Source organism: Clostridium sp. 19966 (assembly GCF_032335695.1).
GTDB lineage: Bacteria > Bacillota > Clostridia > Clostridiales > Clostridiaceae > JACTOJ01.
Window position 1 is genome coordinate 137702 of record NZ_JACTOJ010000010.1, and the last position, 17963, is coordinate 155664.

Genomic DNA, 17963 nt, shown 5'->3' on the forward strand with positions numbered 1-17963 from the left:
TAACTTTGCGTAATTTAAGGAAGGAAGTCCTATGAAAAAAATATTTAAAGTATATTTTAGAGATTTAAAAAGAATAAAGAGAAATCATGCTGCTCTAGCTATAGTGATTGGACTAAGTTTTATACCTTCTCTGTATGCTTGGATTAATATAAAAGCATGCTGGGATCCTTATGCTAATACTGGAAATTTACCAGTAGCCATAGTTAATAAGGATAATGGAGCAGTTGTCAATGGAAACAGCATAAATGTAGGAAATAGCATAGTAGATTCCTTAAAAAAGAATAAGGCTATAGGATGGCAGTTTGTAGATGAGTGGAATGGGGATTATGGATTAAATGGCGGAAAATACTACGCACTTATAGAAATACCAGAAAATTTTTCTGAAGGCGTTGCTACCTTAACTACTGCTAACCCACAAAAACCTAACATAATATATAAATCTAATCAAAAGGCTAATGCTATTGCTGCTAAAATAACTGATGCAGCTAAGGATAAACTCACGAGACAGATTAATCAGACCTTTGTAGAAACAGTAAATAAAGAGGCTATTGACTCTATGAATAAAATACAAAATGAATTGGGTATAACTAAAGAAAAGATTTCAGGACTAAAGGATATTTTAAATTCTACAAATAGTGATTTAAGTAAAATTAAAGATAATATTAACAGTGCCAGCAATGATTCTAAAAGTCTTCAAGATTATTTAAATAATGTAAAGAAGAATCTGCCTAAAATTACAGATGAGATAAATAGCCTTCAAGCCGTGACAAAAAGCAATGAAGATCTCATAAATGCTACTAATGAAACACTTACAGGTGCTTTAAATAATACAAAAACTGATTTAATTCAGCTTCAGGTTTTAAATGAAAAAGTAGGGGATTCTATAAATAAAACAAAGGGTGTAGTAAATTCTACTCAATCCAAAGCAGATGTAGATAAAAATATCGATGATGCGGTTAACTTATTGGATTCTACCAATGGGTTAATAGATACTCTAATACAGTATATTTCTAATATGAATAATTTAGTCAATAATGATTCTATGAATATAGCTATAAATTATTTAAAGTCATTGCAGTCAACTATAACTCAGGAAAAAAATATGCTTCTTCAGATAAAGACTGCAAATGATAATGGTACAACCAAAGATAATATTAATCAGTTATTATCCCAGGCTTTAGACTTAAATAATCAAATCAGCATAAAAGAGACCCAAATAGTAAATAATTTTTACTCAAACGCAATTCAGGCAATACAGAGCACTTCTAAATTGCTGCTTAGCGGTACAGATAAAGCTGATAAAATATTGCAGAATTTAAAAATAATAGTACCTCAATTAAATGCTTTGGCGGATGTTGGCATTAGTAGCAATGATATAACTATAAGACAAAATGATATGCTAGTTCAAAAAATTGATGATTTTAAACAGCTAATAGATAGTTTGAATAAGGAAACAGAAGCATTAAATGATAAAAATCTTCAAGACATAGTAGATTTGGTAAAAGGTAATCCAGATAATGTAGCCTCATTTTTATCATCACCTATAAATGTTCAAGAAGAGGATGTGTATGGAGTAGGAACTTTTGGGGTAGGACTTACACCTTTCTATACCGTGCTGGCTATATGGGTAGGAGCTCTCCTGTGCTCATCCTTGTTAACTACAGAATGTGATGAATTTGAAGATGGAGAATTAATAGGAGTGTTCCATGGACATTTTGGAAAGATGCTTACTTTTATGTCCATATCATTAATTCAAGGACTTATAATTACATTAGGTGATATATATATACTGGGAGTTAAACCAGTGGATATGAGGTTAATGATAATAATGTCTCTTTTAACTTCATTTACTTTTACTATAATAATATTTACCTTAGTAGCATTATTAGGCAATGTGGGGAAAGCTGTAGCAGTAGTAATGATGGTTTTCCAAATAGCAGGATCTGGAGGAATATACCCAATAGAAACCAATCCTAAAATATTTCAGTTTTTAGAGCCACTATGGCCCTTTAAGTACGCTATAAATGGATATAGAGAAGCTATAGCTGGTCCAATTTGGTCTAATGTATATTTTAATGTAAAAGTACTTTTGTGCTTCTGCGGCTTTTTCTTATTACTGACTATATTAAAATATAAAATTCATCATTTAACTGAATGGATGGAGCATAAATTTAAGGAAGCTGGTGTATAAAATGCTTACTATATTTGCAGTTTCTGATTCTATAGGAGAAACAGCTCAGCAGGTTGCTATGGCTGTATCCAGTCAATTTGAAGATCAGGTAGAAGTAAAGAGAGTGCCATATATGAAATCCTTAGAAGATGTAGAGGAGTTTATGAAATCACTTCAAGATTGTGGTAAGTGCATGGTAGTCTCAACCATAATTACTGTTAATGTAAGGGAATTTTTAACTGAGCGATGCATAGAAAATAATATTAATATAGTTAATGTGCTTGGACCAATAATAAATGTTGCATCCAACATGTTAAAATTTCAACCTAAATATAATCCTGGAGCGGTAAGGCAGCTAGATGAAATGTATTATAAGAGAATTGAGGCAATGGAATTTGCCATGCAGTATGATGATTCTAAGGATTATAGAGGTTTAAAAAATGCTGATGTAGTTCTCATAGGGCTTTCTAGAACATCAAAAACTCCATTATGTATGTATCTTGCAAACAAAGGTATTAAAGCAATTAATTTACCGCTTATTCCAGAGGTAGGAGTACCTGATGAGTTGTTTAACATAGAAAGAAGAAAGATAATTGGACTTACAATAGATCCTATAAGGCTCATCGAAATTAGGAAGAAAAGAATGGATAAATTCAATAAAATATCTTCAACCATAGAATATGCTAGCGATTCTAGAATATTAGAAGAAATGGATTTTTCTGATAAGGTAATGAAGAAATTAGGATGTAAGGCTATAGATGTGACGCAAAGAGCCATAGAGGATACCGCACATATCATAATGAATGAAATATCAAGTTTATAAGATTAGAAATCAGTAAGAAGGAGAATAATGCACATTCTTCTTCTTTTTTTTATTTGCTATGTTTTGGCTAGTTTTGATTTTTGCAATGATTTAAAATATGGGATTTATTTAAAAGTTGAATGTAATACAGTGTTAACGAACTTGTTAAAAATTTGTTCATAAATTTGTCTTTTTACTGTCATACTGAACAACTAAAATGAACTAAAATCTAAAGATATATCTAATTTAGGTAAGTTGCTCTTGTACTGTTGGGAGGATTAGTGATGAAACGAAAAATAATAAAAGTTTTAATTGCCTGCGTAGTGGTAGGAATATTAGCTGGAGGTGGGTTCTATGGATATAATAAGCTAACTACTAGCAAAAATACAAACTCTACAGTTGCTTCTTATACTACAGTGACAGCAAAACGTATGAGTTTAGTTAACACCATTGAAGGAACAGGTAGTGTTTATGCATCTGTGATAAAAGATGTGTATCCTAACAGCAATGGTGAAATTAGCAATTTAACAGCAAATGTAGGAGATACCGTTAAATCGGGAGATACTTTATTTACAATTAGTAGTGATAATCTTCAAAATAATGTAGACCAAGCTAAGGTTCAGCTTGATAATGCTAATTTATCTTTAACAAATGATTCGAATAGTGATGCTACTAACACTTCACAAAGCATGATGAGCGTTCAAAATAGCTTGACTAAAGCTCAGAACGATTATAATAACATGGTAGTAAAAGCTGCTACTAGTGGTGTGGTTGCAAATCTAAAAAATAATAATGGGGATTCAATATCAAAAAATTCTTCAGTTTTAACTATAATAGATCCCAATTCCATAAAAGTTGGAATAACAGCTAATACACCTGGAGCGGAGCTTCTATCTCAGGGAGAAAAAGTTCAAGTAGTTATTGGAGGCAAAACATATACTGGAACTGTAGGATCAGGAAGCAGCACAAGTACGAATACAAATAATTCAACGGCGCTGTCTTCTGGCCATAGCTACGGTCAGTCAGGATCTAAAGGAGAAGGTGCCAGCTCTGGTCAGCCTCAAACTAGCGGTAATTCAGCTTCTTATGTATCCACTATAACTTTATCCCAAGCCAGCGGATTAAGTGTTGGATTAGATTGCAACATAGAAATAAACAACAAGACCATAAGTGGAAAAACATTTGCTTCTGTATCTACGGATGTATATCCTAATAATGATGGTACATTTACTAATATAAAAGTTAAAAACGGCGATGTAGTTAAAAGCGGAGATGAACTTTTCACTTCAGATAGCAGCAGCGTAAGAGATGCGTTAAATAGCGCTGAAGACGATTATAATACTCAGAAAAATTATGTGGTTGCATTGGATAAACTTTCAGTAACAAGTGCTCAAAGTAAGCTAGATCAAGCTGAGGAGTCTTTAAGTAAAGCTACAGTAGTTTCTTCAATAAATGGAGTAATCACAGCAAAAAATAATAATAACGGTGATACTGTACAGCCAGGTACATCAGTATTGTCTTTAATGGATCCAACTTCCCTTAAAGTGAAAGTTACAGTGGATGAAAATGATATAAATAGTGTAAAAACTGGACAAAGAGCTATGATAACATTTAGTGCTATATCCAATAAGTCCTATGAAGGAACCGTTGAATCCGTAGGAGTTCAAGGAGTAACTAATAATAATTCTACTAGCTATCAGGTAATAATAAAATTAAATGATATTTCAGAATTAAAAGTAGGAATGAATGGAGATGTTTCTATTCAGACAGCAAGTGCAGAAAATGCTATTGCGGTGCCTCAATCTTCTGTTATAAGCATAAATGGTGAAAAGTATGTTATGGTTCCTAATTCTGATGGAACAAGTGGTGGAGATACACAAGCTTCAGAAACAAATCAAACCTCTCAATCTGCTCAGGGAAGCAGTTCACAAGGAGGAGGTTTTAGAAATAGATTTATGATGAATGCTAACGGGAAACTTACAAAGGTAACCACTGGTATAGAAAGCAATGGCTATATAGAAATAAAAGAAGGTTTATCTGAAGGAGATAAAGTCCTACAGATGCAATTTGGCAGCAGAAGTAGTTCAAGCTCTTCTTCTTCAAGCAAATCTTCTAGGAGCTCTTCAAGTAGAAGTGGAGGGCAAATGCAAGGTGGAGGATCTTTCGGAGCACCTCCTGCTAATTAGCAAAAAATGCAACAGTATAAAAAATAAGCTATAATAGGATGTTTCTATTATAGCTTATTTTCTATGAAAACCATAAAAATATTCCATGTAAACGTATAAAATGGATATATATTGAAAAATATTAAAAAAAATACTTGTGGCTGTTATATATTTTTTAGTAGAATAGTTTATGATATAATTGTGATATAAATAACAAAGTATAATTTTAAAAACATTATATTTCATGACTATATAGATAGTAGTTCGTGCAATAAATGTTATATAATTCAGGGGTGAAAATATGGCAAATATTATTATTAATGGCAAAGAAATTACTGTAAATAGTGAAGAAACTATTTTAACCGCAGCTAGAAGAAACAATATAGAAATATCATCTTTATGCTTCCTAAAGGATTGCAATGATATAGGCACTTGTGGTGTATGTGCTGTTGAAATTGAGGGGAAAGATGAAGTTGTAACTGCTTGTAATACTGTTGCTGAAGATGGAATGGTTATTAGTACTGATTCAGAAAAAGTTCAGAACCATGTAAAAGAGAGAATATCTAATTTGCTTGATAAGCATGAATTTAAATGTGGTCCATGTAAGAGAAGAGAAAATTGTGAATTTCTAAAGCTTGTTATAAAGCATAAAGCAAAAGCATCCAAGCCTTTTATTGTAGCTGATAAAACTCCATATATGGATGATAGAAGTAAATCATTAGTTATGGATAGAACTAAATGTGTGCTTTGCGGAAGATGTGTGGCTACTTGTGCTAATAAGGCCGGTGCACACGTACTTAAGTTCAAAGAAAAAGATGGTGTTAGATATATAGGAACTGAGGGAGATAAATGTGTGGACGAAATAAATTGTTTACTATGTGGACAATGTATTGTTTCATGTCCAGTAGACGCATTATCAGAAAAACTTCATATGGAAAGAGTAAAGAATGCTTTGGCAGATGAAGAAAAGCATGTTATTGTTGCTATGGCTCCATCAGTAAGAACATCCCTAGGAGAATTATTCAACATGGGCTTTGGGGTAGATGTTACAGGAAAAACATACACTGCTCTTAGAATGTTAGGCTTTGATAAGATATTTGATATCAACTTTGGTGCAGATATGACTATAATGGAGGAAGCTACAGAGTTAAAGCAAAGAATAGAAAAGAATGGACCTTTCCCAATGTTTACTTCTTGCTGTCCAGGCTGGGTGAGATTAGCACAGAACTATTATCCTGAGTATTTGGGTAATTTATCTTCTGCAAAATCTCCACAACAAATATTTGGTACAGCTTCAAAAACTTATTATCCATCGATAGCAGGAATTGATCCTAAGAAGGTGTTTACTGTAACTGTAATGCCTTGTACTTCTAAGAAATTTGAAGCAGATATGGAAGAGATGCAAACTGAGGATGGCTTAAGAGAAATTGATGCAGTTATTACTACTAGAGAACTTGCTAAAATGATAAAAGATGCAAAAATCAATTTTGCAACTCTTGAAGATAGTGCAGCTGATCCAGCAATGGGTGAATATTCTGGTGCAGGTGTTATATTTGGTGCTACTGGTGGAGTTATGGAAGCAGCTCTTAGAAGCGCTAAGGACTTCATAGAAAACAAAGACCTTAAAGAGGTTGAGTATACAGCTGTTAGAGGTCTTAAGGGTATAAAAGAAGCATCTGTTGAGATAGCAGGAAACACATATAATGTAGCAGTAATAAATGGAGGAGCTAACTTCTTTTCATTCATGAACTCTGGAAAGCTTAATGAAAAGCAGTATCATTTTATAGAAGTTATGGCTTGCGAAGGCGGATGTATAAATGGTGGTGGACAACCGCATGTAAGTGCAGCTTTAAGAGAAAAGGTTAATTTTATAGCTGAGAGAGCTTCCGTATTATATAATCAAGATGCTCACCTTCCAAAAAGAAAATCTCACGAAAATGGAGCTATACAAGAAATGTATAACAGCTATTTTGGCAAGCCAGGTGAAGGCTTAGCTCATAAGTTATTGCATTTTAAATACACAAAATAATTTCTTTGGTAATGTAATACTAATAAGAATGCTGTCTCATAAATATGAGGCGGCATTTTTGTGTTTTACTACAAAAAGCTGAACGTTTACGTAAAAAGTATAAAAAAAGTTCGTGAAATAATAGAAATTCTATTGATTAAGTTTATAAAATGATGTAATATAATTAATGTAATCGCAAAGATAATATTTAGATCAATTTACTCGTATATGCTTAAGAATATGGCTTAAGTGTTTCTACCAGATCACCGAAAATGATTTGACTACGGGTGTTTATAAGTATTTTACCTATAAACTCCCTATTAATATAGGGGGATTTTTTATTTTTAGGAGTTTGTAGAAGAATACGTATAGTTAAATCTAAAAACATTTTAGGAGGGTATCATGTTAGAAAAATTATTCAAGCTCAAAGAAAACAAAACTAATGTGAAAACAGAAATACTAGCAGGAATTACAACATTTGTTACTATGGCATACATATTAGCAGTTAATCCTACAATATTAGGACAAACTAAAATGCCAATCAATGCTGTTTTTGCTGCAACTGCATTAGCATCATTAATAGGAACTGTAATCATGGCCTTAGTAGCTAATTATCCATTTGGAATGGCTCCTGGTATGGGACTTAATGCATTCTTTACTTACACTATATGCTTAAAATTCCATTATTCATGGCAGACAGCTTTAGCTGCATCTTTTATAGAAGGAATTATATTCTTACTATTAAATGTATTTAAGATAAGACAAATTATAATTGACAGCGTTCCTCAAACTTTAAAATATGCAATAAGCATCGGAATAGGATTCTTTATAGCATTTATAGGCTTGCAGGATGCAGGAATCATAGTTGATTCCGCTACTTTAACTGGTCTAGCAAATGTGACTACACCAAAGGTTTTACTAGCATTATTAGGACTTATGTTAATTGCTGTATTATATCAAAAGAAGGTTAAAGGATCATTTTTAATAGGAATGGTTGCTATATATATAGTAGGTATGATATTTGGAGTTACCCCTGCACCAGGTAAAATCGTATCTGCACCACCTTCAGTTGGTCCAGTATTCTTACAGTTTGATTTTTCTAATATATTTAGCTTAAAAATTCTAGGTATAATATTCTCAATGCTATGTATAGATATATTTGATAGTGTTGGTACTTTAATAGGACTTGCTTCAAAGGCTGGATACCTTGATGAAAAAGGAAATGTTAAGAACTCAGACAAAGTACTTACAGCAGATGCTGTAGGATCTACTATCGGCGCATGTTTAGGAACTTCTACTCCTGTAGCTTATGTTGAATCAGCATCAGGAATAGCTGAAGGCGGAAGAACAGGACTTACAGGAATTGTTATTGCAGTTTTATTTGCAATATCACTAGTGTTTGCACCATTCTTTACATCTATCCCTGGCTATGCTACAGGTCCAGTACTTATTTTCTTAGGTGCTATCATGATAGAGCCTATTACTAAAGTTAATTTCAGTGATATAACTGAAGGATTCCCTGTATTTATAACACTAATATTAACATTACTTACTTATTCAATAACTGATGGACTTGCACTTGGATTCTTATCCTATGTTTTAATTAAATTAGCTGCAGGAAAACGCAAAGAAATACCTGTACCTATGTATGTAATATCAATATTGTTTGTACTTATGTTTATCTTCCAATAATATATAGTTATTGTGTAAATTGAAGATAGTAAGGTAATATTTAAAATTTCATAAAAAAATAATTTATTTAAAGCAGTATTAGATTATTATGAGAGATGTGAAAAATGTCTTATGATAACTAATGCTGCTTTTCTTTGAAAAATTTGTTACTGAATATAGCTAAAAAGTAGTATAATTATATATATATTTTATAACAATTGGAGGACTAGAAATGGAAGTATCTAAATTTGTAGATTTTAAGAATGAGTTGAGAAAAAATATAGGGAAGGTTATTGTAGGAAAAGAAGATAAAATTGATAAAATTATTGTGGCTTTTATATGTTCTGGTCATGTTTTATTAGAAGATGTTCCTGGGGTTGGTAAAACTAAGCTAGCAAGAACTATTGCAAAATCCATGGACTGTAGCTTTACAAGGATACAATTCACACCAGATTTAATGCCTTCGGATTTAACAGGAATATATTATTTCAACCAGAAGATTGGAGAATTTGAATATAGAAAAGGACCACTTGTTAGTCAAATAGTACTAGCAGATGAAATTAATCGAACTACACCAAGAACTCAGTCAGCTTTGCTTGAAAGTATGGAAGAAAGACAAATTACAGTTGAGGGAGAAACAAAAAAATTACCTAAGCCTTTTTTTGTAATTGCTACTCAAAATCCAGTAGAACAGTTCGGTACCTTTCCGCTTCCTGAAGCGCAATTAGACAGGTTTTTTATTAAGCTCAGCATGGGATATCCTGAATATTCAGAAGAAAGAGCTATATTGGATAGATTTATTTCGGAAGATCCTATTGAGGAAATTAAAGCGGTAGTTACTAAAGAAGATATAGAATATGTTCAAAGCAATTATACAAAAGTATTTGTAAGTGACGATATAAAAAATTATATTTTAAATATTGTATTTAAAACACGAAATGATGAAAATATAGAAATGGGATGTTCACCTAGAGCTTCTTTAAGTTTAATGAAGGGCTCACAGGCTCTTGCTGCTATAAGTGGAAGAGATTACGTTATACCTGAAGATGTTAAGGAAATGTCAGTACATATATTAAGCCACAGGATTAAGCCGGTAGGAGCTAGCACCTTTAAAAATGATTTATCAAGGGAAATAATTACTAATATTTTAAATGATATTAAAGCACCATTAGAGAAGATTTAATAGGTGAAAAAATGGTTACTTATATAATATTTTTAATTGTGGTTTTAATACTATATGGAATATCTTACTTTACAAAAACTAAAGGACTTAATTCAGTAGAAATAAGTAGAGAGATAGATAAAAAGGTAGTAACTTCAGGGGAAGTTTTTAAGATGAAAATTGTAATAGAGAATAATAAAAAATTGCCTGTTTTTTTTCTTAACATATCTGAAGTGGTGCCGCTGGAATTAAAGGAATCTAAAGGAGCTCATATAGTATATCAATCTAATTTTGCTAATATAATAAATAATTTTAGTATATCCTCTTATGAAAGAGTTAAAAAGACCTTTAAGCTCCATATAGATAGGAGAGGCGTATATCGTTTTAAGAAAATGCAGATATCCGTAGGGGATATATTTGGGTTCTCAACTGAAGACCATGAAGTATATTCCAGTAAAGAAATAGTGGTAGCGCCATATATAAGAGAATTAGATAATTTAAAAATCAATGGTACGAGTATTCAAGGGGATAATATTATAAGAAGATGGATGTACAAGGATTATCTTTATATTAAAGGCATTAGAGAATATTCTGCCGGTGATAGAATGAAGGATGTTAATTGGAAGTATAGTGCTAGATTAGGCAATCTTATGGTAAAAGAATATGATTATACTCATGATACAAATATAATAATTATTCTCGATATGGATAAATATATAGTTAATTCAGATTTTCAAGGAGCAGAAGAAGCTATAGAATTGGCAGCTTCTCTATCAAATGCTAGCATAGCACAAGGAATACCTGTGGGCATGTGGACTAATGCTCATATTGTAGGATATCATATTGATTCAAATAATGATACAATTGAACCTTCATTAAATTCCTTGAATTCAATATTAGAGTTATGCGGAAGAGCTGATGTAAGATCTAGAATTAATTTTTATGAATACTTAAATCATAAAATAAATATTTTGGATAGAAATACAACTTATATAATTGTAACCTCTTGCCTAGATTTAGAAAGTATAAACTTACTTAAAAGAGCACAGCATTCAGGATATATGTTTAAAATTGTGGATGCGTCTAAAGATAATTCAGTTGATTATATTGCAGGCATAGAAAAATATAGTATAGTAAGGAGGAATAAAGATGAAGATTGATAGCAAGAAATTATTACTCGGATTGAACTATACTATATTTAATTACTGTATTTGGAACGCTTTATTAAACTTAGTAAGCAAAAATAGCGCTAATTGGGGGATTCTAATTATAGGATTTGCGTCTTCAATGCTTTATAATCATTTTGTAAACGCAAATGAAAGCAATAATAAAATGAAGTGTATGACAGTGGCATTTTCCTTGGTTTTATTATTAATTATTTATGTTTTGAAGTTAAACATTGTAAACATTATTTTTCTTATAACTAATATGATGATAATTTATTACGATCAAAAGAAAAATATGACATATCCTACATACCAGCAAGTGTTACAAATGAATATGATAATACTTGGAACTGTAGGAATATTTGCTTCTATATTAGAAGGAGATACAAGTATAGTAATGATATATACTGTATATATAATAGTTTCTTTAATACTAATGAGAAGCATGAGGCGAGCCTATTTTGGAATATCTGAAAAAAAGTCTAAGAAAGTGGATGGAATTATTATTGTAGCTGCATTGGTATTAAGCAACAACACTATTGCTTCACGAATAGTGAATATGATTTTTGTTGTAATTAATAATGTAGGTAATGTAATAATAGGATTTTTAGCATTGATAGCAACTCCTATATTTAATTTATTCTTTGCCTTGTTTAATATAAAGGATCCTTCGATTAAAAATAAGATAGCTAAATACACAATGAGGCAACCAGACAAGATACCTGATAATATGCAGCACAGTCCGCCAAATTATTTGCTTGGAGCTGTAATTAAGGTTCTTCTAATTCTAGCTATAATATTAATTATGTACAGGCTGTACAATGTCTATTATAAAAAAGGCGTGTCAAATGATTCTTTAAAGGAAGATGACATTGAAAAAGAAACTATAACCGTAAGTAATAGTGAAAATAAAGGATTTTGGAAAAATGTATTTAATTATCAAGGAATTAAAGGGAAGATAATGAAGTATTATCAAACAATTTTAATTGCAGCAAATGATTTGGGAGTATACAAAAAATCAATGAGTGCTGGCGATTTATACAATGAGGTTAAACATACCGTGGATAAAAGATCTATTGCAAATGTTACTGATATATATAATGAAACTAAATTTTCAAATCATGATAGGGAAGTTAACTTAAAAGAATTTCTTAAAGATGCTAAAAGTATAAGAAAAAAGCTTAAAGAAATGTATAAAAAATAGGGAGGATTTTATCCTCCCTATTTTTTTATGCTATTCGGTTCTTTTTCTTCTGAAAATTATTATAGCCGCTCCGGAAACTATAAATACTATTCCGATTCCGGAAAGTACAGTAGAATCTAGGAAGTAACCAGTTTGTACTAATTTGGTAGGTTTGCTACTAGAAGTTGAACTATTTGAACTTGAAGAATCTGAGCCAGAACCACTTGTACCTGATCCGCTATCGCCTGTAGTGCTAGTAGTTTTAGGCTTTTCAGCTACTACATAAGTGCTAAAGTGTGGAGTGGTAAATGTTAATGTACTAGTGTTTGCATCAAAAGCTCCACCAACAAGTTCCCAAGCTTTAGTAGCTTCGTTGTAATAGTATGCGGCAAGCCTTGAGGCATCTAATCCTTTAATATCATCAGCAGATAGCTTCATTACTATTGTAGCAACTGCACCATTAAAGCTGGTTATATGAGTTGCTGTTCCAGCAGAATCTGTTTGATATAAATTGAAATCATAAACTTTTCCAGCTATTTTTAATCCGCTGGTAGAAGTTGCCGTATTTAAGGTAGCAGTTAAACTAATCTTGCTGCCTGCCTTTTTAGCAAATACGCTGGTTGGGAGGGATATTCCTACCCTGTCTCCATTTAATGCTAAGGCTTTATTAGAAGCATTAAGAATGGAATAAGGTAATTCAACTCCTATATTGTCAGCATTGCTTACAGTGTAAGATAGCACTGAAGAAGTACTTTGTAGATCACTATCATCTACTACTATTGTGCTAGTTCCAGCTTTTGATACAGTATTTGCAGCAAAAGCAAGAGTGAATTTTAAAGTTTCAGTAGGAGATTGGTTACCGGCCTTATCAACAGTGTATGCTGAAAGTGTATAGTCACCTACAGTATTTATTGGTATACCTGAAGTATAAGGTGCTCCGTTTAAAGTAGCTACAACTGTAGCAGTTGGATCTGTAGAAGTAATCGCAGGAGTAACCGCTGAAGTATATATTCCCTTATCAGCAACCCCTGAAACTTTAACATCTGGAGCTACTGTATCTATATTGTCAATTTTCATGTTAGATATGTTGCTTGTATTTCCAGCATAATCCACAGCTATTGCATATACATCGGTATTTTTATCAGTAGATAATTTGCCCTCATATTTGAAGAAATGGCTACCGTCAAAGCTATATTCATAGTAGTCTATATCTTTGTCAGAATCACTAAAGCTTATATTTACAGCTTTATTCGTTGGGACTGTAGTGCTAGGAATTATTTGTGGAGCAGCAGGAGCTGTATTATCCACAACTACTTGAACTTTATCCTCTGCTGTATTTCCAAATTCATCAATAGCACTTAGAGTTATATAGTCACCATCTTTTACGTTAACAGGAATGTTAAAATCTTTGGTTAATGCAGTAGAATCATTTGAAGGGTACTTATCATAATTTAACACCATATTACCATTTAAATAAAGGCTATAGCCATATAAATTATCAGTAACCTTACCAATTAAATTAACAGTTCCTAATTTAGTATAAATCTTGCCATCAGCTCTAGCTACAGGAGAAGTTAATGCAAGAATTGGTGCCTTTGAGTCATAAAGGATTTTGTAACCATAATTATAGTATACAACTCCATTGTCTTCAGCATATAATTTTATGACATTTGTTCCTTGGTTTAATTTAACATCTACAGCAAAAGTGTTATCCGATTTCACATTAACAGCTGCACCGTTTATAGTAAAGTTCTTAATAGCATGATTTACAGAACCTTTTATAGTGTAAACATCATCTTTTGTATCTTTTTCAGTTAAAGTTTGGAAGCCAGCTAAATTATCAAAATTAACTGTAAATGCACCGTTAGGATTAGTATAAAGAACATTAATGTCCTTAACTGTAGTATTACCAGCTTTGTCTATTGCTTGTACAGCAATAGTATTTAATCCATTAAGTAATGCAACATTAACTTTAAAGTTTCCGTTAGTATCAATGTTAGCTTCATCGTCATTAACTAGGAGTGTAGCTAGATTATCATCTTTAACATTTCCAGTAATATCGATAAAATCAGCATCTGATTTAATTATGCTATTATCATCAGTATATCCAGCAGTTGATATAGTAAGTGCTGGAGCTGATGTATCTAAAGTTACAGTATAGCTACTGTTATAGATAGTCTTACCAGAGGAATCTTTACCAATTGCAGTAATAGCATTTTTTCCTTCTTTTAAAGAAAGTGCTGCATCAAAAACTCCGGAATTAATTTCAGCAGTTACATCATTTAAAGTTAAAGAAGCTACATCCGAAGAAACTTCTCCAAAAACATCATAATAGCCGGAAGGATCTAAGTCGTTTTTAGATACGAATTGACCATCTTGAAGATTGCTTATTTCTACTTTTGGTACAGTGCCTACTTCGAATTCTTTAGAAGCTACACTAATATTTTCGGCATTATCTAACATTGCAATGGCAACATTATTCCTAGATTCTGGATTAACAGTTATATCTGCACTGAAATTATTGCCAGTCTGTTTGAAATTCTTAACTACAGAAGCATCAGTAGAAACTCCTTTATTAACGAGTACTAGCTGATTATTAACATATAGCAATATCAACTGGGAATATATGCCGGTTCCAGTATCAGAAGCTGTCCACTGAATGTGGTAAGTGCCGTCTGTATTTGCAACAGCTGAACTTATAGTTTCTGTTGGAGCTGTATTATCAATTTTTACAGGAATATCAGTAGTTTGAGCTTGAGCTCCTGGATAATCAGCAGTAGCTAATATTCTGTAATAATACTGTCCCTCAGAAGCTGCCTTATATTCACCTGTAGCAGCATCATATATGGTTCCATCCCATTTTGCATTGCTTAATGTAGTACCATTAGTTTTTCCCCCTACAAAGTCTTCTAAGGAAGTTTTGCTTACATTGCTTTGAGTATATAGGTTCGAAAGTACAATTTTATTTTTGTCTAATATTTGTACTGTTACATTTTTAGCATTTCTAAGCATGTATAGGTTTGGAGCAACTAAATCTTGAAGTCCGTCATCATTTGGCGAAAAGCCTAATTTATCTGGATCATAATCTGCAGTATCTATAAACGAAAAACCTGCATCTGTTAGAGTTCCAAGCCAAGTAGCACCAGTTGTAGACTGAGAGTCATCAGCGGGTTTGTCTACAATGTTTAATGCAGCCCAATCACCATAGAAACCCATAAAAGGTACTGACAAAGAAGGTGCGCTGTTTGTTGAAGAATCAAAACTTACGAAACCTTCAACAAAATTGTCTGTAGCAAATTTACTTGTGTCACTTGGTATATTAATAGTAACAGTAACTTTAGCTGTACCACCGGCAGGTACTGTTACGCTGGATTTGTCAAAGGAAACTTGTCCGCCATTAACAGCATCTTCATATATAGCACCGTCTTCAGTGTTATACTCTGATAATAGTTTTGCAGCAGGAAGAGTATAGGTAACATCCCTTCCACCATAATTTTTCAAAGTTAAATCGAAACTTTTTGTAGTTTCAGAGAAACTTTTAAGTGCTACCCCTGCATTTCCTGTTGAATCTGTTATTATAACATTATTAGTTACAGCAGAAGGAAGATTTATAAGTCCAGCACCTTGTCTTCTAGGAGAATAAGGTACATGACTGTTATACTTATCATTCATTACAGTAGCTGTATTCATAATAGTACGCTTAGCAAATTCAACAGCATCTTTTCCTGTTAATCCTATATTTCTAGCTTTTATTGATTGTATCACCAAGGCTTCTGATCCAGAAGTATTAGGAGTTGCCATGGAAGTACCGCTCATTGATTGATAGCCATTGTTGTTAGCCAAAGAATATATATCTCCACCAGGAGCGGTAATCTCAGGCTTAAAATCTAAGCTTTCGGTAGGACCCCAGGAAGTGTATTGAGACATATCGTCCTTATCAACATTTTCAACTCCCATCAATGAACCATCAATAGATACTTTTACGGATGAAATATTCTTTACAAGTGTGTCTCCATCGTTGTTTCCTACTGAAAGTGCAGGTATATCATAATTAGTAACACTCATCTGAATAAAGTCATTTTTACCATCATTATTAAAAATAATGACTCCAGCAGCACCGGCCTTTTCGGCATTTGTAACTTTATCAGTGAAGGCTATAGCTCCTCTCTTAATTAGAGCGATTTTTCCTGATAAATCCTTTCCAGTAAAATCATCAGGATTACCTAAATTACAATATACTAAATCATGAGGAGTCTTAAGTGAAGAGTAATCATCACCTTGGACATCAGCATATACCATACTAGTTGTTTGAGAGCCTATGTTTACAGATAAAGCTTTTCCAACTAAATTAGTATTTTCCATAGAAGCTACTGTTAATGCCGATGGAGTAGTACCAGGTGATCCAACAGTTGAGGTATCCTTTGTTCCTAATAGATTTTCTGGTTGATTCCAGCTGTTGGTATTAGTTGACTCGCCATCATTACCTGCAGCTACGCAAACTATAACTCCAGCATCAGTAGCGTTATTTACTGCTATCTGCTCAGGAGAATCTGCATCATTGAATCCAGAGGAGGAACCTAAGCTCATATTGATAACATCTGCTCCAAGCTTTACTGAGTCTTCAATAGCAGCTATTATATCATCGTCGTAAGCTGAATCTGAGTTATGAGGATTGTTTGAGAAAACTTTCATATCCAAAAGTTGAGCTTCTGGAGCAACTCCAGCTACAGACTTGAAATTAGGATCATCTGCGCCGTTAGCAGCTACTATTCCAGCCACATGCATTCCATGCATTTCTCCGGTAGTATCAATTACGTTGTCGTTGTTATCAGCGTAATTATATGCATAAGGGACTTTGTCAGTATAGAATTTTCCGTGATTGAGCTTTGAAGTAGCAGCATCTACGGAAGTCTTGTTCAGCTTGTCCTTTGAAGCGTCAGTGATTTTTAAATCCTTATGGGTGTAGTCGATTCCTGTGTCAATTATTGCTACTACCATACCTTCACCCTTGTATTTATCCTGATTCCATACACTTGTTGCACCAGTAATTTGCTTAGCATAATACATATCAGGCTTGTACACATTTGCTTCAAATACTTTCTTTACACCTTTTAAAGCTGCTATTTTGTTAACATCCTTTAGCTTAGCGTCTATACTAAAGCCATTAACTAGATAGCCAAAGCTTCTTTTAACTTTAACTCCAGTTATTTTTTCAACTTGACTTATAACGTCTTTTTGTGAATTTTTAACGGAAGCTTCATTAGCCTTAGCTTTGTCCTTTGAAGATGTGGTATTGATAGCAGGACTATCACTAAGTTGAACTATAATTCTAGTCAACTGATTTTCATCAGTTTTACTTGTTGTATTTTTCACCTCCCCGTCATTAGAAGAATCTTTGATTCCTAGCTTGGCCTTTAATGACTCGCCCAGCTTACTATTTTCTTTCAAACTACTCTTGTAGCTTTCAGCTAAAATGCTTTTTAGCTGGTCTGCAGAAAATGATTTGCTGTCAGCCTTTACGGATATCCCTAAGGATGAGACTAAAGCCAAAGCCGTAACCACTGATAATAATTTTAGTTTTGCTTTTTTCAAATTGGGCCCCCCCTTTTTTGATTTAGGAAATTACAGAAGTAAAT

General features: G+C 32.8%; 9 protein-coding genes and 1 riboswitch. Of the genes, 8 read left to right on the top strand and 1 reads right to left on the bottom strand.

Going from position 1 to position 17963, the window contains the following annotated elements; translation table 11 throughout:
* The first annotated feature begins 31 nt into the window (after nucleotides 1-31).
* The 8 genes from IAI10_RS12330 (at nucleotide 32) to IAI10_RS12365 (ending at nucleotide 12348) form a co-directional block, all read left to right on the top strand.
* Nucleotides 32-2191 (top strand): YhgE/Pip domain-containing protein, encoded by a 2160-nt coding sequence (locus IAI10_RS12330; RefSeq protein WP_315673574.1) that lies wholly within the window; start codon nucleotides 32-34, stop codon nucleotides 2189-2191.
* 1 nt (nucleotide 2192) lies between these two features.
* Nucleotides 2193-2993 carry a pyruvate, water dikinase regulatory protein gene (locus tag IAI10_RS12335; protein WP_315673575.1) on the top strand — a complete coding sequence of 267 codons (801 nt, stop codon included), beginning with the start codon at nucleotides 2193-2195 and terminating at the stop codon, nucleotides 2991-2993.
* A 263-nt stretch (nucleotides 2994-3256) separates the two neighbouring features.
* Nucleotides 3257-5158: an efflux RND transporter periplasmic adaptor subunit gene (locus tag IAI10_RS12340; protein WP_315673576.1), complete on the top strand. Its 1902-nt coding sequence runs from the start codon at nucleotides 3257-3259 to the stop codon at nucleotides 5156-5158.
* Nucleotides 5159-5438: 280 nt separating this feature from the next.
* Nucleotides 5439-7166 carry a ferredoxin hydrogenase gene (locus tag IAI10_RS12345; RefSeq protein ID WP_315673577.1) on the top strand — a complete coding sequence of 576 codons (1728 nt, stop codon included), beginning with the start codon at nucleotides 5439-5441 and terminating at the stop codon, nucleotides 7164-7166.
* 181 nt (nucleotides 7167-7347) lie between these two features.
* A riboswitch (purine riboswitch) is annotated at nucleotides 7348-7449 on the top strand.
* Between the two features lie 98 nt (nucleotides 7450-7547).
* Nucleotides 7548-8837: an NCS2 family permease gene (locus tag IAI10_RS12350; protein WP_315673578.1), complete on the top strand. Its 1290-nt coding sequence runs from the start codon at nucleotides 7548-7550 to the stop codon at nucleotides 8835-8837.
* A gap of 211 nt (nucleotides 8838-9048) precedes the next feature.
* Nucleotides 9049-9999 carry a MoxR family ATPase gene (locus tag IAI10_RS12355; RefSeq protein ID WP_315673579.1) on the top strand — a complete coding sequence of 317 codons (951 nt, stop codon included), beginning with the start codon at nucleotides 9049-9051 and terminating at the stop codon, nucleotides 9997-9999.
* An 11-nt stretch (nucleotides 10000-10010) separates the two neighbouring features.
* Nucleotides 10011-11138, top strand: a complete 1128-nt coding sequence (locus IAI10_RS12360; RefSeq protein ID WP_315673580.1) for a DUF58 domain-containing protein — start codon at nucleotides 10011-10013, stop codon at nucleotides 11136-11138.
* Nucleotides 11128-12348, top strand: coding sequence for a hypothetical protein (locus tag IAI10_RS12365; RefSeq protein WP_315673581.1), 1221 nt, complete (start codon nucleotides 11128-11130; stop codon nucleotides 12346-12348). Before IAI10_RS12360 ends, IAI10_RS12365 begins: the two co-directional genes overlap by 11 nt.
* A gap of 30 nt (nucleotides 12349-12378) precedes the next feature.
* Here the strand turns inward: IAI10_RS12365 and IAI10_RS12370 are convergent, their stop codons facing one another.
* Nucleotides 12379-17919 (bottom strand): S8 family serine peptidase, encoded by a 5541-nt coding sequence (locus IAI10_RS12370; protein WP_315673582.1) that lies wholly within the window; start codon nucleotides 17917-17919, stop codon nucleotides 12379-12381.
* Nucleotides 17920-17963: the final 44 nt, after the last annotated feature.